General features: G+C 74.6%; 11 protein-coding genes. 3 read left to right on the top strand and 8 right to left on the bottom strand.

What is annotated here, in order from left to right; all coding sequences use genetic code 11:
* Positions 1-5 precede the first annotated feature (5 nt).
* Positions 6-1,529 carry an ABC transporter transmembrane domain-containing protein gene (locus LDL48_RS36425; RefSeq protein WP_225259709.1) on the top strand — a complete coding sequence of 508 codons (1,524 nt, stop codon included), beginning with the start codon at positions 6-8 and terminating at the stop codon, positions 1,527-1,529.
* Positions 1,526-3,364 (top strand): ABC transporter ATP-binding protein, encoded by a 1,839-nt coding sequence (locus LDL48_RS36420; protein WP_225259708.1) that lies wholly within the window; start codon positions 1,526-1,528, stop codon positions 3,362-3,364. The genes LDL48_RS36425 and LDL48_RS36420 overlap by 4 nt, the downstream gene beginning before the upstream one ends.
* On the opposite strand, the gene LDL48_RS36415 is transcribed toward LDL48_RS36420, so the two are convergent.
* From LDL48_RS36415 to LDL48_RS36395, 5 genes are all read right to left on the bottom strand, one after another.
* Positions 3,279-4,022 (bottom strand): SAM-dependent methyltransferase, encoded by a 744-nt coding sequence (locus LDL48_RS36415; protein WP_225259707.1) that lies wholly within the window; start codon positions 4,020-4,022, stop codon positions 3,279-3,281. The two genes, LDL48_RS36420 and LDL48_RS36415, sit on opposite strands and share 86 nt — an antisense overlap.
* Positions 4,019-5,041, bottom strand: coding sequence for a helix-turn-helix domain-containing protein (locus tag LDL48_RS36410; protein ID WP_225259706.1), 1,023 nt, complete (start codon positions 5,039-5,041; stop codon positions 4,019-4,021). Before LDL48_RS36410 ends, LDL48_RS36415 begins: the two co-directional genes overlap by 4 nt.
* Positions 5,042-5,135: 94 nt before the next feature.
* Positions 5,136-10,889 carry a type I polyketide synthase gene (locus tag LDL48_RS36405; RefSeq protein WP_225259705.1) on the bottom strand — a complete coding sequence of 1,918 codons (5,754 nt, stop codon included), beginning with the start codon at positions 10,887-10,889 and terminating at the stop codon, positions 5,136-5,138.
* On the bottom strand, positions 10,886-11,854 hold the full coding sequence (locus LDL48_RS36400; protein WP_225259704.1) for an enediyne biosynthesis protein UnbU: 969 nt from the start codon (positions 11,852-11,854) through the stop codon (positions 10,886-10,888). The genes LDL48_RS36405 and LDL48_RS36400 overlap by 4 nt, the downstream gene beginning before the upstream one ends.
* Before the next feature lie 7 nt (positions 11,855-11,861).
* Positions 11,862-13,802, bottom strand: coding sequence for a CRTAC1 family protein (locus LDL48_RS36395; protein ID WP_225259703.1), 1,941 nt, complete (start codon positions 13,800-13,802; stop codon positions 11,862-11,864).
* 206 nt (positions 13,803-14,008) lie between these two features.
* Here LDL48_RS36395 and LDL48_RS36390 point away from each other — a divergent pair, with 206 nt between their 5' ends.
* Positions 14,009-14,461, top strand: a complete 453-nt coding sequence (locus LDL48_RS36390) for an acyl-CoA thioesterase (protein ID WP_225259702.1) — start codon at positions 14,009-14,011, stop codon at positions 14,459-14,461.
* Here the strand turns inward: LDL48_RS36390 and LDL48_RS36385 are convergent.
* The 3 genes from LDL48_RS36385 to LDL48_RS36375 are packed head-to-tail and all read right to left on the bottom strand — an operon-like array spanning position 14,456 to position 18,266.
* The gene (locus LDL48_RS36385) at positions 14,456-15,934 is read right to left on the bottom strand and encodes an ABC transporter substrate-binding protein (RefSeq protein WP_225259701.1); all 1,479 of its coding nucleotides are present in this window, start codon (positions 15,932-15,934) and stop codon (positions 14,456-14,458) included. The two genes, LDL48_RS36390 and LDL48_RS36385, sit on opposite strands and share 6 nt — an antisense overlap.
* Positions 15,931-17,547, bottom strand: coding sequence for a peptide ABC transporter substrate-binding protein (locus tag LDL48_RS36380; protein ID WP_225259700.1), 1,617 nt, complete (start codon positions 17,545-17,547; stop codon positions 15,931-15,933). The genes LDL48_RS36385 and LDL48_RS36380 overlap by 4 nt, the downstream gene beginning before the upstream one ends.
* Positions 17,544-18,266 carry an SRPBCC domain-containing protein gene (locus LDL48_RS36375; RefSeq protein WP_225259699.1) on the bottom strand — a complete coding sequence of 241 codons (723 nt, stop codon included), beginning with the start codon at positions 18,264-18,266 and terminating at the stop codon, positions 17,544-17,546. Before LDL48_RS36375 ends, LDL48_RS36380 begins: the two co-directional genes overlap by 4 nt.
* Positions 18,267-18,372 lie beyond the last annotated feature (106 nt).

The raw sequence follows: 18,372 nt of genomic DNA, 5'->3' as shown, positions 1-18,372 counted from the left end.
TGGCCATGCCCGCTCTCCGCACCGGAATGCTCCGCCGTCAGGTCCGTCCGCTCGTCCTGGCCTGCGCGGCGTCGAGCGCCCATCAGGTCTGCGAGGCGCTGGTCCCGCTGGCCATCGGCCTGGCCGTCGACCACGCGGTGGACGGCGGGCCGCCGGGGGCGATCCTGGTCGCCGTGGCCGGCATCGTGGCGCTGTTCGCGCTGCTCGCGACCGGTGGCGGCACCACGTTCTGGCAGATCACCGCGGTGGCCACGGAGGAGGCCCACGACCTGCGCGTCCGGGTGGCCGGCCGGCTGCTCGCCGATCCGCGCGCCGGCGCCGGGCGCGGGGCGGGCGACCTGGCCACCGTCCTGGTGTCCGACGCCAAGGCCGTCGCCGAGACGGCGCGGGTGGTGGTCAACGTGGTGTCGGGCTGCGCCGGTCTGCTCGTGACGGTCGCCGTCCTGGTCCGGGTGGACGTGTGGCTGGGCCTCGGCATCGCGCTCGGAGTCCCGGCCCTCGCGCTGGCCGTCGACCGGATCAGCCCGTGGCTGCAACGCCGGATCGAGTTCCGCCAACGGACGTCCGGGCTGGCGGCGGCGCTCGCCGCGGAACTCGTCCAGGGGCTGCGGCCGCTGCGCGGCTTCGGCGGCGTACCCGAGGCGGTCCGGCGCTACCGCCGGGCCGGCCGGGCGTCGCGGGACGCGGCCCTGCGCGGCGCGACCGCGTCCGCGGTGGTCGAGGGCGCCGGCCTGCTGGCCACCGGGCTGGTGCTGGTGGGCACGGTGGCCGCGGCGGGCGCGATGTCCAGGTCCGGCCGGGTCAGCGTGGGCGAGTTCGTCACGGTCGTCGCGATGGCGGCGTTCGTCGGCGATCCGGTCCGCCGCATCGCCACCGGCATCCGGCTGGCGGCCGTCTCCCGGGCCGGTGCGGCCCGGATCGCGGTCCTGCTCGAACCGGCGGACGCGGCGCCCCCGCCGCCGGAGGCGGGACCGGAGATCGACGTGCGGCCCGGCGAGATGCTCGGCATCGTCACCACCGGGGCGGCCGCCGACGACGACCTGGCCGGCCGGCTCGCGGCGGCCGGCGGAGACGTACTGGTGGAGCCGCACACGGTGCACCTGTTCGGCCGGACGCTGCCGGAGGCGCTGGACACCGGCCGGGACCCCGACCCCGCGACGATCGGGCGGGCACTCACCGCGGCCCAGGCGGACGACGTGGACACCGCGCTGCTCGACGGCGGGGTGAACCTCTCCGGCGGGCAGCGGCAACGGGTGGCGCTGGCCCGCGCGCTGGCCGCCCGCCCGTCCCTGCTGGTGCTGTGTGACCCGCTCACCGCGGTCGACGCGGTGACCGCGGACCTCGTCGCGTCCGGCCTGGCCACGGCGCGCCGCGCGGACCGGGGAACCACCGTGGTGCTCAGTACCGCACCGGCGCTGCTCGCCCGCTGCGATCGCGTGCTGTTCCTGGCCGGTGACCGGCCGCCCGCCGTGGGCACCCACGCCCAGCTCACCGCGAACGCGGAGTACGCCGAGGTGGTGCTGCGATGACGCCGCTGCCGACCGCGACCGGACGGCAGGGCGCCGCGGCCCTGGCGAGGCTCGTCCGGGCCCATCCCGGAGCCGCGCTGACCGCCCTGGCCTGGACCGTGGCGAGCGCCGCCCTGACCGTAGCCGTGCCGCTGCTGCTGGGGCGGCTGGTCGACGCGGTCCGCGCCGGGGCCGGGTACCCGACGGGTCTGGTCCTCGGCACCGGGTCGGCCATCCTGGCCGGCGCCGCCGGCACCGCCCTGGCCCTGCGGGCCACCGAACGTCTCGGCGCCCGCGTCGCGGCCGATCTGCGCGAGCAGGTCGTGGCGCGGACGCTGGCGTTGCCACCGGCGGTGCTGGAGAACGCCGGCCGTGGCGACGCGGCGTCCCGGGTCACCGAGGACCTGGAGGACTTCGTGACCGCGGTACCGCTGGTGGCCGAGGTGCTCCGGGCCGGCGTCGCGATCGTGCTGTCCACGGCCGGCTTCCTCACGCTGGACTGGCGGCTGGCGCTCGCCTTCGCGGTGGTGTTCCCGATCTACGGGCTCAGCCTGTGGGTGTACCTGCCCCGGGCCGCGCGGCTCTACGCGGCCGAACGACGGCTGGCCGCCGAGCGGGGCCGGGTCCTGCTCGAATCGCTGCACGGCCGGTCCACCGTGCACGCCTACGGCATGGCGGCGCTGCAGACCCGCCGGCTCGCCGGGGCGTCCCGGGACGCGGTGACCGTCGGGCTGCGGGCCGCACGCGGCTACCTCTGGTTCAGCAAGTCGATGAACGCGGCCGAGGCGGCCGGGCTGGTGGCGGTGCTGCTGACCGGGTACTGGCTGGTCCGCGCCGACCTGGTCAGCGTCGGCGCGGTGACCGCCGCCGCGTTGCTGTTCCACCGCCTGTTCGACCCGCTGGCCACGGTGCTGCTCGCGTTCGACGACGTGCAGCGCGCGCACGCCGCCCTGGCCCGGGCCGTCGGTGTCCTGCGGGTGCCGCGGCCGGCACCGGGCGTCACCCGCCGTCCGGCCGGTACCCGCTCGGTGTCGATCCGGGCACGGAACGTCCGGCACGCGTACGGCGGCGGCGCCGAGGTGCTGCACGACGTCGACCTCTCCGTGCCCGCGGGTACGTCGCTGGCCCTGGTCGGCGGCAGCGGGGCCGGGAAGACCACGCTGGCCAACCTGATCGCCGGCACCTTCGCCGCCACCGGTGGCCGGATCACCCTGACCGACGCCGACGGCGCGGTCGACGTCGCCGCCCTCGATCCCGCGGTGCTGCGCGACTGGATCGGCGTCATCTCCCAGGAGACGGCCGTCTTCACCGGGTCACTGCGCGACGACCTCACCCTCGCGGCACCCGGCAGCGACGACGAGCAGATCTTCGCGGCGCTGCGCGCGGCCCGGGCCGACGCCTGGGTCCGGGCCCTGCCGCACGGGCTGGACACCCCGGTCGGTCCCGGCGGGCACGAACTGACCGCCGCGCGGGTCCAGCAGCTCGCCCTGGCCCGGCTGGCCCTGCGCGACCCGCCGGCGGTCGTGCTGGACGAGGCGACGGCCGAGGCGGGCAGCGCCGGCGCACGCGACCTGGACGAGGCGGCAGCCGCGCTGATCGACGGCCGGACCGCGATCGTGGTGGCACACCGGCTGACCCAGGCCCGGGCCTGCGACCGGATCGCGGTGCTGGCCGGCGGCCGGATCGCCGAGACCGGCACCCACGACGACCTGATCGCCCGGGGCGGCCGGTACGCCGCGCTGTGGGCCGCCTGGTCGAGCCGGGCCGAGGTCAGCGCCGGGCCCGCAGCACCGTCCGTGGACTGTCCATCCGGTACGGCGTCCCGGACAGGTCACCCCACGCGTCCACCGCGGTGAAGCCGGCCCGGCGCAACGCCGCGGACAGCTCCGGCACGGTGTACAGCCGCAGGGTGTATCCGGCGTGTTCGGCGCGTCCCTCGTGCTCCCAGCTCAGCGCCTCGTGCCAGCGCCCGGTGGCCGGGTCGTACGACCGGTCGCATCGGACGGTGGTGCCCAGCCGGTCGAACGTCATGCTGGATTCGTGCCGTACCAGGCGTTCCCGGTTCTCGGTGTCCAGCAGCAGCACGCCGCCCGGCCGCAGGGCCCGGTGCACGGCGGCCAGGGTGCGGTCGTGGTCGGCGTCCGCGGCGTACCCGAACGCGGTGCCGATGTTCAGCACCACGTCGTACTTTCCCACGTCGGCCAGGTCACCCATGTCGGCCCGGACGAACTCGATCGGCACGTCCGCCGCGGCGGCGGCCCCGGCCGCCCGGGACAGCAGTTCCGGGCTGCTGTCCAGCGCGGTGACCCGGCAGCCGGCCCGGGCCAGGGGCACGCTCAGCCGGCCCTGACCGCAGCCGAGGTCGAGGACCGCGGTGCCGGGCGCCAGGCCGGCCGCCCGCCGGATCGCGGCCAGCTCGGCCCGGGTGCGTTCCTCGGTCAGGATGCCGCTGACCAGCCGTGGATACTCCGGATGGGCGAAGAACGCCTGCCAGCCGGCTTCGGTGACGGTCATGCCGGCCGCCGGGACGAGGCCAGGGTCTCCGGCCGCAGCGGTATCGGCTCCGGCCCGCGCGGCGCGGGCAGTCGGCGCGGCGGCGCCGGCGCGGCCGCGGTGCTGGTCCGTTGCCGGCGGCGGAACTCCGACGGGGACAACGCGAACCAGCCCTTGAACGTCCGCTCGAAGTGGCTCAGGTCCCGGTATCCGACGGCGTGGCAGATGGCGGTCACCGAGTCGTCCGTCTCGGCCAGCAGCGTGCGGGCGCGGCTCAGCCGCAGCATGGTCAGGTAGTCGATGAACCGGCGGCCGGTCTGCGCCTTGAAGCTGCGGGAGAAATGAAAACGGCTGATGTGCGCCTCCCGGGCGACCGAGTCCAGGGTCAGCTCGCTGTCGTCGTAGTTGTCGCGGATGAACGACACCGCGCGGGTGATCGCCTCGGACAGTTGGCCGTTCCACGGGCGCGGCGCGCTCATTCCCACGTCCTTCCACTGCGCGGCGGCGTCCGCCGGTCCGGTCGCGGCGCCGGTGGCGTCGTCGGTGGCCGGCCGGTCCTGCAGCCGTCCGGTGAACCAGATGAGTTCCTCGATCAGGTCGACCAGCCGGGACCGCAGCTTCGGGCCGGTCAGCTGGTATCCGTCCACCAGATAGGCGAAGTCCGCGTCGGTGGCGATCAGATGGGTCGGTACCACCACCCCGCGCATCGCCCCCACGACGATGCGGAGCTGGTCGATCGCCTGGCAGTTGTAGGTGCCGCCGGTGGACATCAGCGCCACCGGCTTGCCGGTCAGGTGGCCGGCGTTGAGGTGGTCGAGGGCGCTCTTGAGCGCACCGGAGAACGAGTTGTGGTACACCGGCGTCACCAGCACCACCGCCGCCGCCGCGTTCGCCAGCTCGCGCAGCTCGGCGTGCGCCGACTCGCCGCCCGGTCCGGCGTACCAGCGGGCCGGTTCGGCCCCCATGGTCGCCATCACGTCCGCGGCGGCGTCGAGCAGGGCCCGGGACCGGGACGGTTCGGTCTGACTACCGTTGATCATGAGCACAAAGGGACGGCCTCCGTTGTGTCTGCTCACACGTTCCTCCCAGATTGGTGCCGGGCGGCCTGGCCACCACGGCGGCGATGACGTGCACTCAGCGGTCGGTCAGGACCGCGACGATCACCGGGTCGGGCTCGTCGGCGAGCCGGATCCGTACCGTGGCGATCCGCCGGCTGCCGCAGGCGAACACCACCCAGCCGTCGTCGGAGTCGGCACCGGCCGTCGTGCTCACGGCGAGCGGCACCGGACCGGTCAGACCGGCCTTGCGGATGCACTCCGCGGCCGTCCACACCCGGGTGGCGGCCTCGTCGAGGTCCGCCGCGCGGCCGTCCCGGACCAGTTCCCGGGCGCAGCCGAACCGCTCCGCGCCGAGCATCGCGCGCCAGGTGTCGGCGTCCCGGGTGGCCAGCGGTTCCAGGTCACCGGCGACCGTGGTGGACGCGTACACCGCCAGGGTGTGCCGGGCGGCGTGCGCCGCGGAGATCCGGCCGGAGGCGGTCTCCGGCCGGCCGTCCACCCGGTACCGCACCGGCGTGTCCGGGCCGAGCAGTCCGGCGAACGCGGACGCGCTGCGCTCCCGGCGGCCGGCACCTCCGGCCGCACCGGCGAACGCCACCCGGACCTCCGGGAAACCGAGTTCCCCGAGCCGGCGTTCCAGGTACGGCACGGCCAGCGCGACCGGCCAGCTCTCCGGCAGCGGCAGCGACTCCACCGCGCGCAGCGTGAGGTCCCGCCAGATCTCGTACGGTTTTCCGGCCTGGTCCAGCACCGCCAGGTCGAAGCGCAACGTCTGGCGGTCCGACCACCGCTCCACCGCGACCACCCGGGCCGGGCCGGTGGCCGGCCGGGCGATCAGGTCGATCCGGCCGATCGCCATCGGCAGCACCCGCCAGTGCGGCACGCAGGCCTGGGCGGCGTGCAGGAACGCGTCCCGGGCGCCGAAGTCCCCGAGCAGCAGGGCCGGTGACAGGAACCCGCCGAACCACACCGCGTCGTCGTCCACCGCCACCTCGGCGACACCGCGCCGGGCGCGCAGTTCGGTGTAGTGGCGGACCCGCTGGAACCGGGGGCCGTGGAACAGCATCCGGCCGTAGACGCCGTCCGGCAGCCGGTCCGGTTCGGTCTCCGGTGCGGTCGGCGTGACCTCCGGGAACGGCTCGGGGTCCGGGGGGCCGAACGTGCACCGGGCGCGGAAGTGGTCGACGCCGTACGACGTCTCGTCGCTGCGCACCGTCACCAGCACCTCGCCGTCCTCCCGGGCCAGCGCGGCGACCCGGATGGTGCGCTCGCCGTCGGCCGGCACCGAGATCGGTCTCGGCAGCTCGGCGTCCCGGAAACCGGTGACCGCCCGGCCGGTGACCGCGGCCGCCACCTGGGCCATCGCCTCCAGGCCGAGCACCGCGGGGACCAGCGGGGTGCCGGAGACGCTGTGGTCGGCCAGGTACGGGTCGGTGGCCGCGGACAGCGTGGTCTCGGTGACCAGTTCCACGCCCGGGTACCAGACCAGCGGCTGGTCCAGGAACCGGTGCAGCGACAGGTCGGCGCCGTCCAGACGCAGGGTGGGCAGTTGCCCGTACCGGCCGGTGACCACGACCTCCACCGGGGCGTCCGGGTCGTCCACCAGCCGGCGGCACCACTCGACTCCGGCGTCGATCCCGATCGGGCTGACCCCGCGCCGCAGCATCGACTGGAGCAGGCCGAGTCGCTCCCCCATCCCGGCGCCGGACCACACCGACCAGTCCAGGACCCGGCAGCGGGTGCCGGGCAGCAGCCGGGCGGCCGCCCGGACGTCCAGCCGCAGCCAGTCGTTGGCCAGCGCGTAGTGCGCCTCGCCGGGCATGCCGCCGGCCCCGATGATCGACCCGAACGCGAGGAGCAGCCGGAGCCGGGCCGGGTCGACCGCGGCGAGCAGGTTCGCCAGGGCGACGGTCTTCGGCCGCAGGGTCCGGTCGACCTGTTCGGCGGTGACGTCGGCGAGCCGGGCCGGGTCGTTGACGCCGGCCGCGTGCAGCACCGCGGTCGGCTCGCCGAGGTCGGCGCGGACCCGGGCCACCGCGGTGCGGACGGCGGCCGGGTCGCCGGTGTCGGCGCGCAGGTACCGCACGTCCAGTCCGGCGTCGCGGAACCGGTCGAGCGTGCCGGCCACCTCGGGGTCGTCCGCCGGTGACCGGCCGAGCAGCGCCACCCGGGCACCGGACGCCGCGGCCAGGGCGTGTGCGCACAGCGCGCCGATGCCCTTGCCGCCGCCGGTGACCAGCAGCACGTCGTCCGCCCGCAGGTATGGCTGGGCGGAGCGGCGGACCGGCAGCGGGCGCAGCCGGGGGGTGCTGCGGGCGCTGCCGGTCAGCCGTACCTCGGCGAAGCCGCCGCCGGTCTCGGCCTCGGCGCGCGCCTCGGCGAGAAGGCCCGCGGACGGGCCCGGAGGCATCTCGATCACCCGCACCGGCAGGCCCGGGCGTTCCAGGAACAGCGTCTTGGCCAGACCGGCCGCGCCGCCGTGGTGCAGCACCGCGAACCGGTCGCACCGGGCCGGGTCCGCCGCCTCCCGGGCCGCGGCCAGCAGCCGGTGCGCGGTGGCGGCGTCCCGGCGGGCGCCGAGCACCAGGAGGATGCCGCGCGGCGCCGCGTCGTCGCCGTCGACCGGCCCGAAGGCCGTGGCGACCTCCGCACGCCACGGCTGCTCCTCGTCGGCCAGCACGGTCCAGCGGGCCGGCGTCCGGTGCCCGACCGGACGGGCCGCCGGCACCGGCACGGTCTCGAAGGCGCGTACCCAGTCCGCGGCACCGCTGACGACGCCGCCGTCGCCGTCGTCCGGCTCCGCCGCGGCGAGGACCTCGGCGAGCCGGCCCAGCGTGGCGTCGGCGAACTCGGTGGGTTCGAGCAGCGGGCGGACCCCGAGCGCGGCCGCCGCGTCGGCGGCGATCTGCGCCACGGTGATCGAGTTCAGATGCAGATCGGTGAGCAGGTGGCTGTCCGCCGGCACCGCGTCGATGGGCAGTTCGGCACGGGCCGCGACCAGCGACCGCAGGATGTCCAGCGGGGAGCCGCCCGCGGCCCGGTCCTCGGCCGGCCCGGTGCCGGCGGGCGGCTCGTCGGCGGGTACCGGCCGCTGCCACGGCGCGGCGGAGTCCTCGCGCGGGGCCAGCTCGCACGGGTTGGCCAGGAACGTGCGGGTCTCCAGCGCGGGCCGGCGACCCGGTACCCGGCCGGCGGCCAGCGCGCCGAACCGGACCGGCACTCCGGCGGCGTAGGCGGCGGCCACCGCCTGCAGCATCGGCGCCAGGCCCGGCCCACCGGCGTCCGACGCGACCGCCGGGCGGCCGCAGCCCTGCGCCAGTCCGGTGAGCACCTGGCCGGGCCCGACCTCGATGAGCAGGTCGAGCGGGCCGGCCGCGGACAGCGCGTCGGTGAACCGGACCGGCGCGGTGATCTGCCGGACCAGCAGCTCGGCCAGGTCCGTGCCGGGCTCCAGCAGCCCGCCGGTGACGGTGGAGGCCACCGGGGCGCCGGGCGTGGCGAACTCGACGGCCTTCAGGTACTCCCGGAGCGTGTCCCCGGCCGGGGCGACCGACGGCGAGTGGAACGCGTGCGAGACCCGCAGCGGGGTGGCCCGGATTCCCCGGTCCCGGGCCTGGGCGACGACCCGCTCCAGGTCGGCGACCGGTCCGGAGACCACCGTGCGCTCCGGGGTGTTGTACGCCGCGATCGTCACCCGGGCGCCGGTGAGCAGCGCCGACACTGTCTCCGGGTCGGCACCCAGGTCCACCATGGCGCCCGGCTCACCGGGACATTCGGCCATCGCCCGCCCGCGGGCCCGGGCCAGCGGCACCAGTTCGGCGGGCGGCAGCGCGCCGGCCCAGTGCAGTGCGGTCAGCTCGCCCAGGCTGTGCCCGATCGCCACGTCGGCGGCGATGCCCAGCAGGTCGAGCACCGCGGCACCGGCCAGGCCGGCGGTCACGATGGCCGGCTGGGCGATCGCGGTGTGCCGCAGGTCCGGCCCGCCGGTCAGCTCGGCGGCGGCGACCACTTCGGCGGCGGCGGGGAAGCGCCGGGCCAGCGCGCCACCGTCCAGATAGGTCGGTGAGCCCTGCCCGGAGAAGAGGAAACCGATCCGCGGCCGGGCGGTGCCCTCGCCGAGGAACACGCCGGAGCCCGGGCCGGGACGGGTGCCGTCCCGCAGCGCGGCGGCGAGCGTCTCGAGGCGGGCGGCGAACTGTGCCGGGGTGGCGGCCAGCACCGCGGCCCGCACCGGTTGCGCCGGGTCGACCGCGGCGGCGCGTTCGATCGCCAGGTCGCGCAGCTGGCCGAAGCTCAGTCCCGGTGCGGCGCCGACCAGTGCGGTCACCTGCCGGGCGACGTCCGGGCGGTCCGGCCCGGCGAGCGGGATCAGCTCGGCGTCGTGCGCCGAGGCGGACAGCATCCGCTCGCGCCCGGTGATCCGGTCGCGCCGTGCCCCGGCCACGCCCTCCACCGTGATGTGGCTGTTGATGCCGCCGAAGCCCATCGCGCTGACCGCGGCGCGCAGCGGCACGCCGGCCGGCCACGGCTCGGCCGCGCGCAGCACCCGCAGGGCCGCGTCCGGGCGGGTGAGTTCCGGGTGCGGCCGCTCGCAGCCGGTGGTCGGCGGCAGCACCTGCCGGTCCACCGCCAGCACCGCCTTGATCAGTCCGGCCACCCCGGCGGCCGCCTTGGTGTGCCCGATGTTGCCCTTGATCGAGCCGATCGCGGCCGGGCGGGCGGTGCGCGTCTCGGCCCGGCGGGCGTCGCCCAGCGCGCCGAGTTCGGTCGCGTCGCCGACCGCCGTACCGGTGCCGTGTCCCTCGAACAGGGCGACCGAGCTGATCGGGTAGCCGGCGCGCCGGTACGCCCGGTCCAGCGCCAGCGACTGCCCGCGCTGCTCCGGCCGGGTGATGCCGCCGCGGCCGTCCGACGAGATGCCCCAGCCGGCGATCGTGGCGTAGATCCGGGCGCCCTGCTCGACGGCGTCCGCGTACCGGGCCAGGGCGACCATGCCGCAGCCCTCGCCCGGCCAGAATCCGGCGGACCGCTCGTCGTACACCCGCATCAGGTCGGTGGCCAGCGCCTGGGTCTTGGCGAATCCGGTCAGCTCGAACGCGTCCAGGCTGAGGTCCACGCCGCCGGCCAGCGCGAAGTCGACGTCGCCGCGGACCAGCGCCTCGCAGGCGGTGGTGACCGCGAGCAGCGACGACGAGCAGGCACCGTCCACCGTGTACCCGCCGCCGCCGAAGTCGAAGGCGTTGCAGATCCGCCCGGCGATGGTGTTGGACAGGCTGCCGGCCAGCGAGTCCTCGCCGAACTCCGGGAACGGCGCCTTGTAGTCGCGTTCCAGCTCGGCCAGGAACGCGGCCCGGGCGTCGTCGTCCCAGCCGTGCCGGCGCAGCGCGTGCCCCACCTGCCGGCGCACGTACGGCCAGCGCAGCCGCAGCACCGACGCGCGGGAGAACTCTCCGGTCAGGGTGTTGCCGACCACCACCGAGACCCGGGCCGGGTCGGCGGTGAACCGGTCCGCGAAACCGGCGTCGGCGAGGGCCGCGTCGGCGGTGTCCAGGGCCAGCCAGTGGGTCAGGTCGGTGGCCCGGTACGTGCTGCCGGAGATGCGGAACCGGACCCGGTCGAACTCGTAGTCCTCCAGCACCGCGGCGTGGTCGGCGTAGATGGCGTCCGGGGTGGCCGGGTCGGGCGAGTGGTGGTCGTCCAGGGACAGCCGCTCCCGCGGGATCCGGCGGAACGAACGGCGCTGGGACAGCACGTTCTCCCACAGCTCCGCCGGGTTGTCCGCCTCGGGATAGCGGCAGGCCAGGCCCACCACGGCGATGTCGGGGCTCATACCGCCACCGCCTTGCGCCCGGCCGGCTCGGCCGGTTCCGCCGGCGCCGGGCCGGGCGGGGTGGGCGCCGGTGGCGTCCGGTCGGCGTGCAGCAGCTTGGCGTCGACCCACAGCCACACCCCGCGGAGCGCGCACACCAGGGTGAGCGCGAAGAAGATCCCGTAGGAGATGTGCACCAGCATGAAGCCGGCGTACGCGGCCGCGGTGGCCACCCCGAACGCCACCTGGTTGCGGGCCCGGACGGGCGTGGTGCCCGGGTCGGTGATCATGTAGTTGGTGAACAGGATGAACGCCACGCCGGTGATCGGGGCCAGCGCGGCGATCGTGGACACGTCGGTGAACAGGCCGCGCAGCACCGCCTGGGCGACGAACCCGCCGACCCAGCCGATGATCAGCGGCCACTTGCCGGTGAGCTGGGTGTTGAGCATCAGGCCGCCGCCCAGCAGCAGCACCGGGATCAGCCAGTCCAGGAACCCGTCGACGTTGGTGGTGAAGTGGTACGGCATCGCGATGCCCACCGACGGGAACGCCACCAGCACGAAGGCGATGCCCAGGTTGGACGGGTTCAGCACGTGCCGCATCCGGCCGTTGACCGGCGCCCGGAACAGGTACTTGGCGCTCACCGCGACGACCGTGGCGAGCACGAACGGCCACAGCCGGCTGCCCGGGTAGATGAGCAGGCCGATGGCGAGCGCCGCGATGTGCGCCGGCAGCAGAAAGTTGATCAGCTCGCGGGGCCCGCCGGCGTACGCCGGGGGCCGCTGCTGCGCCCAGGCCTCGACCCGCTCCAACAGCAGCGACAGTCCGTACGCGACCGCCAGATTCAGGAACGGCGTCACCAGCGGCGTCTCGAGCCCGAGCCAGACGTGGCCGAGGAACGTGAAGATGGTGATGGTCAGCGCGAAGCGCCGCAGCGCCGCGATGCGCTTGTCGACCGGACGCCGGCCGGCCGGTTGGTTCGCCATGGTGGTCTCACTCCCCCAGAAGGATCGTCCATCGGCCCGGACCCACCGCGACGTCACGGTGGTGGATCTGCCCCTGCCGATCCCTCCAGTCGAGGCGCACCGTCAGCCGCTGGTCCGCGGGCAGGTCACCGAGCCCGAAGTGCAGCTCGGGGCTGCGGACGCTGGAGTGACCGTTGCCGCCGTCGACCTGGCCGGCCACCGTCCTGCCGTCCGGCAGGCGCAGCGTGGCGGTGGCCCCGATGGCCGGGGATCCGCGGGTGCCCTGGTTGTCCGCCGCCCGGGACGCGACGGTGGGACCGGCGGGCGCGCCCGCGGGAGGTAGCAGGAGCCGCAGGTTCAGGCTGCGGTGCGCGGCCTGCCCGCGGTTGAGGAACAGTTCGGACTCCGCCCACTGGTTCGCGATCGCGAAGTCGAGACGGCCGTCGGCGTCCACGTCGGCGGTGGCGACCCCGCGGCTCATCGGGCCGTCGTCGAGTCCGGCGACCGCGCTGAGGTTGGCCCACCGGCCGTCCGGTCCGCGGACGTAGAACGCGTCGTCGCGGTCCTCGGCGAGCTGCCAGCCCGGGGTGTGCCGCATCCAGGTGGACAACTCGTGCAGCACGTCGTCGTTGGCCATGGCCAGCTCGGCCACCTGCGGCCACAGGCTGTTCTCGCCCGGGGTGAAGCCCAGCGTCTGAATCAGTTCCGGGACGCCGTCGTTGTCGAAGTCGCCGAACTTCGCGTCCCAGCCCCAGCCGCTGCGGGCCAGGCCGAGCTCCTCACTGCGGTCGGTGAACGGGGCCACGCCGTCGGCGAGGTCGCCGGTACGTCCGGTGTGGTGCCACGCGAAGTGGCTCTCCATCAGGCCGTACTCGCTGGTGATGTTGCTGACGAACAGGTCGGTGTGCCCGTCGCCGTCCATGTCGGCGAAGTCGACGCTCATCCCCTTGAACGAGTCCCGGCCCAGGTTCTTGCTCTTGGGCACGGTGAATCCGCCCTTGCCCTCGACCAGTTCGAGGCGGACCTGCCCGGGCGACGAGCGGTTGACGAAGAAGCGGTCCGGGCCGAAGTCGTTGGCGAAGTACAGCTCCGGGAGCAGGTCGCCGGTGAAGTCGTGCGCGCCGATGGCCAGCGTCCAGGCGCGGGCCGCGTCGGTGGGCAGCGCGCCGGGCACCTCGGTGAAGCGCACCGTGCCGGTGCCGGCGTCGCCCGGGCCGCCGAGGTACACCCGGTTGGTGCCGCCGTTGTAGGCCCGCGACATCGAGTCCTGCATCTGCATCAGCGGGTCCTCGGTGGCCGCCGGGTCGAGCAGCCGGGCGCCGTCCGGGAAGTAGTTGCCGACGATCAGGTCGAGGTGCCCGTCGCCGTCCACGTCGGTGGAGAGGATCGAGTCGGTGTACCAGCGCTCGCTCCGGTCGGCGATCTCCTGCGGGACGTACGCCGGCCGGCCGGGCGCGGCACCGGGGTCGCGCTGGAACAGCACCGGCGTCCGGCCCCAGTAGTAGGTGACCAGGTCGAGGTGTCCGTCGCGGTTGAAGTCGCCGGGCAGACAGCCCATCGGCGCGGTGGTGCGCGGGTCGTACGGCAACGGGCCGGGCTCGAGCACGAACGGCGCGTACCGCGCGCCGCCGGCGACCGGGGCCACGGTGATGGTGTCGGTGCGCGGGTCGGTCAGGCACTGGTCGTCCGCGCGGCCGTTGCCGTCCACGTCGCCGAGCGCCACCGCGGCGCCGAGCGCGGACATCCAGGTGGAGATGTGCTCCACCACCGGGGACACCCGCCGCTGCTCCTGGTAACCGCGTACCGGGATGGACGTGAGTGCCTGCCGGTCGAACGCGTACCGGCGGCGCAGGTCTTCGCTCTCCGCCCAGGCGGGTTGCGGAATGCGCGTGGCGACCGTGGTGATCACTACCGCGGTGAGTGCGAGTGCGGGCGCGAGATATGCGCTGACTCTTCGACTTCGAAACATGCAGCTTGTCCCCCTCAGCTACATAGCAATTGGGTCGGACACAACCCAGGATGTAGGCGGCTTAGATGACTGTCAACCTGAGCGGCATATTTGCAGGGAGCAATATATGCGGCGTGGACAATAGCTTGCGGCGATATAGGCCGGGACGCTCACGGCAATCCCGCTAAGCTGATATTGAGAAACCAGCAGATACGGGGTCACACCTTATGTCCGAAGTGGAACGTCCGCCCGCATTTGAATATCGGCATGTCGTTTCCCTGGAGGAGACGAACGTTGTCGGCAATGTCTACTTCGCGCACTATCTCCGCTGGCAGGGCCAGTGCCGCGAGCTGTTCCTGCGTGCCCACGCACCGCAGGTGTTCGAGGCGGTCGGCGGCTCGGCCAGCATCGTGACCACGCGATGCTCCTGCGAATACTTCGCCGAGCTGTTCGCGTTCGACGAGGTCACCGTGCGAATGCGGGCCGGCACGGTGGTCCGGAACCGGATCACCCTGGTCTTCGACTACTGGCGTTCGGCGGCCGGCCGGGACGAGCTGGTCGCCCGCGGCGAGCAGCAGCTGGCGTGGATGATCCGCGACGGCGAACGGCTCCGGCCGGACCGGGTGCCGCAGCCGCTGATCGACGCGATCGACGCGTTCACCACGGTATCGGCCTCATGACGCCCGGACCACTGCGGCCCGGTCCCATTCATGAAGGAACATGAAACGATTAGCGGCGCGCTCCGGCAAATCCGGAAGAAGCAGGTCCGCCCGGGTCGCGTCAATGACCTCGGGATGGAAAAGAAACACCTGGGGCAGGTCCCGGGTAATGCGTTCCAGCGCGGCGCCGACGAGTCCCTTGCGACGCACTTCGTCGATTTCCGACTGGCTGGCCGACAGCAGCGAGTCGACGCGGTCGTCCCGGTACGCGAAACGGTTCGAACCGACCGGCGTCAGCATTTGGGAATGGTAGAAGTAGCGCAGGAAATCCGGGTCCGGGTTGGGCACCAGGGCCAGCAGGATCGCCTCGAACCGGCGCGGCAGCACATGGTCCCGCAGCAGCTCGTCCATCGGATGGGTCAGCACCCGCACGCCCACCCCGGCCCGGCCCAGCTGGGTGGCCAGAGCCGCGGCGGTCTCCTCCTTCACCCGGTCGCCGGCCACCGTGCGCAGCTCGAACGCGAGCGGCCGGCCGTCCCGCCGCCGCACACCGTCGGAGTCCCGTCGCCAGCCGGCCCCGTCGAGCAGCGCCGCGGCCCGCGCCGGATCGTACGGGTGCCGGTGGATCCCGGGGTGGTACCACGGCCCGCCCGGCGCGATCGGCCCGTGCGCCACCGTGCCGCACCCGCCGAGCACGTCCCGGACCAGGGCGTCCCGGTCGATCGCCGCCGCCATCGCCCGCCGCACCCGCAGATCGTCGAACGGCGGCGCGTCGAGATGGAAACCCAGGTAGGTGAAACTCGTGTCGGCGGATCGCACCAGCCGCACGTCCGGCCGGTCGCGCAGCCGGGCGGCGAGCGCGGGGGGCACCCCGGGCACGTAGTCGGCGGCGCCGTCGCACACCTGCCGGACGGCCTCGTCGATGCCGGCCGTCCGCCGCCACACCACCTCGTCCAGCGGCGGGCGGCCCAGGTGGTAGTCCGGCTCGGCGGCGAGCACCACCTCGTCGGCGGTGCGGCCGGCGAACCGGAAGGCGCCGGAGCCGACCGGGCGGTCGGGGGCGTGCCGGGCGACCACCGGCCGCCAGGCGAGCGCGGCCAGAAACGGCGCGAACGGCGCCGCCAGCTCGGCCCGCAGCACGTGCGGACCGGCCGCGGTGAACCGGACCGGCCGGTCCGGCGGGAACTCGGCACGGCGCGCGCTGCCGCCGGCCGGGTCCTGGATGGTCTCGAAGGTGAACACCGCGTCGTCCGCGGTCACCGGCCGGCCGTCGTGCCAGCGGGCCCGCTCGCGCAGCCGGAACGTCCACACCAGACCGTCCGGCGACGACTCCCAGGAGCGGGTCAGCCGGCCCGGGACGTACCGCTGCCGGGAGTCGGTGAGCACCAGGTGATCGAAGACCCGGTTGACCACCTCGCCGGTGGCCAGGTCGCGGTACCGCAGCGGGTGCAGGACCGTGACGCCGGCCGTCCGGGCGATCACCACCCGGTTCACGACGGCTCCCCGGCCCAGTGCCACTGCCAGGCGTTCCAGGTGACGTAGCTGCCGAACACGCCGACCGGCCGGATCTCCCGCAGGCCGGGCTTCGCGGTGGTCCAGGTGCCCGGGAAGGCCACCGGCAGCGCCGGCAGCTCGGCCGCCCAGTGCGCCTGCTGCTCCCGCATGAGCGCGTACCGCTCGGCGGGCTCGTCCGCGGCCGCGATCCGGTCCAGCAGATCGTCGTTCACCGCGTCCCGCCAGCCGCCGACGTTGATCCCGTACCACTCGCTGTCGTCCGGGATCTTCGACGAGTGCCACAGCAGGTACCCGTTCATCTCCAGCCCCATCGACCAGGCGAACAGCGCCAGGTGCGGGAACTTGCGCCGCCGGATCACCGGGAACGCCTCGTCCGGCGGCAACAGGTCGATCCGCAGGTCGATGCCGACCTCGGCGAGCTGCGCGGCGATCAGCCGGGCCGCGGCCGGGCGGGCCGACGACGCGGTCCACCGTCCGGTGTCCGCGGCCGGGCGGGTGGTGAGCAGCCGCAGCTCCCACGGCGTACCGTCCGGGCGGCGCAGCCGGCCGTCCGGTCCCGGCCGCAGCCCGGCGGCGGCGAGCAGTTCCCGGGCCCGGCCGAGATGACGCGGGTACGCCGCCACCTCCGCGTGGTGCGCCGGGTGCCGGGGCGGCAGCCAGGACCGGGCCGGCTCCGGCGCGGTCCCGTACAGCGCCCGGGTCACCGCGGCGGTGTCCACGGCGTGTGCCAGCGCGTGCCGCACCCGGCGGTCGGCGAGCACCGGGTCGTCCAGATTGATCGCGATGTGCTCCCACATCAGCGAGGGCGTGTGCACCGCCCGGATCTGCGGCGCTGCGGCCGCTACCGCCGCGACGTCGTCCGCGGTGAACCCGGTCAGGTCGGTCACGTCGACCGAGCCGTCGATCACCGCGTCCCGCAGCTGCCGGGGACCGGGGAAGAACCGGAAGACGATCCGCCGGACGGCCGGCTCGCCGAGCGGGTGGCGGCCGGCCCGCTCCACCACCAGGTGTGCGCCCGGCACCCATTCCACGAACCGGTACGGCCCCTGGAACACCGGCGCCCGGGCGAACCGGTGCTCGCCGCGCTGCTCGGACAGCCCGGTGCCGGCCAGCAGGTGCCGGGGCAGCACGGTGCCCCACTCCTCGTGGTGGGCGAACGGCAGATCCGCCCGCCACCGCACGATCAGCGTCCGGTCGTCGCCCGGATCCACCAGCATCTCGTCGATGCTCTCGATGATCAGGTGGTGCGGGTACGGCGGCGGGGTGGCCCGCAGCAGCTCGTACGTGAACACCGCGTCACCCGGGCCGACCGGCGTGCCGTCGTGCCAGCGCAGGCCCGCCCGGAACCGCCAGCGCTGTTCCCGGCGGCCGTCCGGCAGGCGGGTGAGCTGCCCGTTGCGCCCGGTCGGCAGTTCCTCCGCCAACTCCGGCCAGGCCCGCCACGCGTCGTCGTAGCGGAACAGCTTGAGCATCAGCGTGCTCAACACCGCCCAGGACGCGTGCCGCAGGCTGAAGTCCTGGACCAGCATGTCGGGTTCCTCGCCGAGACCCACCACCACGGTGTCCCGGTCGCGCGCCGGCCCGGCGGTCATGACTGCGCGTCGCCGAAGGTCAGCGGCCGGTCGTGGTGCTCGCCACCGCGGATCACCGAGAACGTCGCGGTGCCGCCCGGGCGATGGTCGGCGAGCTGTTCCCGGAAGCCGCGGAAGTCCTCCACCTTGCGGCCGTCCACCGCGGTCACCACGTCGCCCGCGCGCAGCCCGGCCTGCTCGGCCGGCGAGCCCGCGAAGACCTCCAGCAGCACCACGCCCGACCCGGCCGCCGCGGTCGGGAGGTTCGCGGCGCTGGTGTAGCGCAGCCCCATCCGCAGGCCCTTCCAGACGATCGGCCGGATGTCCTCGCCGCGCTCCACGTAGGCCTTCAGGACCTGCAGGTCGGTGGCCCAGCCCAGGTCCATGCTCTCCCGCAGCCACTGCTGGTCCGGGTCGTCGCCGTACCCCTCCACCAGCACCGACACCTCGGTGCCGGCGCCGGCGGCCCGCAGCTCGACGGTGTTCAGGAAGTGGTAGCTGGTGTTGTGGTTGAACACCAGGTTGTCCTGGATCAGCCGGCGCGGCGGGTCCACCACCAGGAACGTGCCCGGCCGGGACGGCCCGTAGGCGTACTCGTAGAGGAACCCCCCGCCGACCCGCAGGTCGAGGTGCGCGTCGGTGGTCTCCCACCGGTTCAGCTCGGCCGGATCGGTCAGTGCCGTCCAGATCCTTTCCCGATCGGCGGCGACAATGACGGAGTTCAGGCAGGAACGCGACATCAGGACCTCCGGGAAAGGGCTCTCCTAACGACATTCACCATGGCAACGTAACCGCGCCCGGCGATCACACATCGCTCTTTCTTGCCCAACATCCGGCAACATCGCC

The sequence above is a fragment of the Jidongwangia harbinensis genome (assembly GCF_020216025.1).
Classification (GTDB): domain Bacteria; phylum Actinomycetota; class Actinomycetes; order Mycobacteriales; family Micromonosporaceae; genus Actinoplanes; species Actinoplanes harbinensis.
This window is presented reverse-complemented; position numbering and strand designations above follow the sequence as displayed.

Coding starts and splice junctions, on each gene's coding strand:
- LDL48_RS36380 (WP_225259700.1), bottom strand. CDS start 17,547: ATGACCGCCGGGCCGGCGCGCGACCGGGACACCGTGGTGGTGGGTCTC.
- LDL48_RS36425 (WP_225259709.1), top strand. CDS start 6: ATGCCCGCTCTCCGCACCGGAATGCTCCGCCGTCAGGTCCGTCCGCTC.
- LDL48_RS36410 (WP_225259706.1), bottom strand. CDS start 5,041: ATGATCAACGGTAGTCAGACCGAACCGTCCCGGTCCCGGGCCCTGCTC.
- LDL48_RS36415 (WP_225259707.1), bottom strand. CDS start 4,022: ATGACCGTCACCGAAGCCGGCTGGCAGGCGTTCTTCGCCCATCCGGAG.
- LDL48_RS36420 (WP_225259708.1), top strand. CDS start 1,526: ATGACGCCGCTGCCGACCGCGACCGGACGGCAGGGCGCCGCGGCCCTG.
- LDL48_RS36375 (WP_225259699.1), bottom strand. CDS start 18,266: ATGTCGCGTTCCTGCCTGAACTCCGTCATTGTCGCCGCCGATCGGGAA.
- LDL48_RS36400 (WP_225259704.1), bottom strand. CDS start 11,854: ATGGCGAACCAACCGGCCGGCCGGCGTCCGGTCGACAAGCGCATCGCG.
- LDL48_RS36395 (WP_225259703.1), bottom strand. CDS start 13,802: ATGTTTCGAAGTCGAAGAGTCAGCGCATATCTCGCGCCCGCACTCGCA.
- LDL48_RS36390 (WP_225259702.1), top strand. CDS start 14,009: ATGTCCGAAGTGGAACGTCCGCCCGCATTTGAATATCGGCATGTCGTT.
- LDL48_RS36405 (WP_225259705.1), bottom strand. CDS start 10,889: ATGAGCCCCGACATCGCCGTGGTGGGCCTGGCCTGCCGCTATCCCGAG.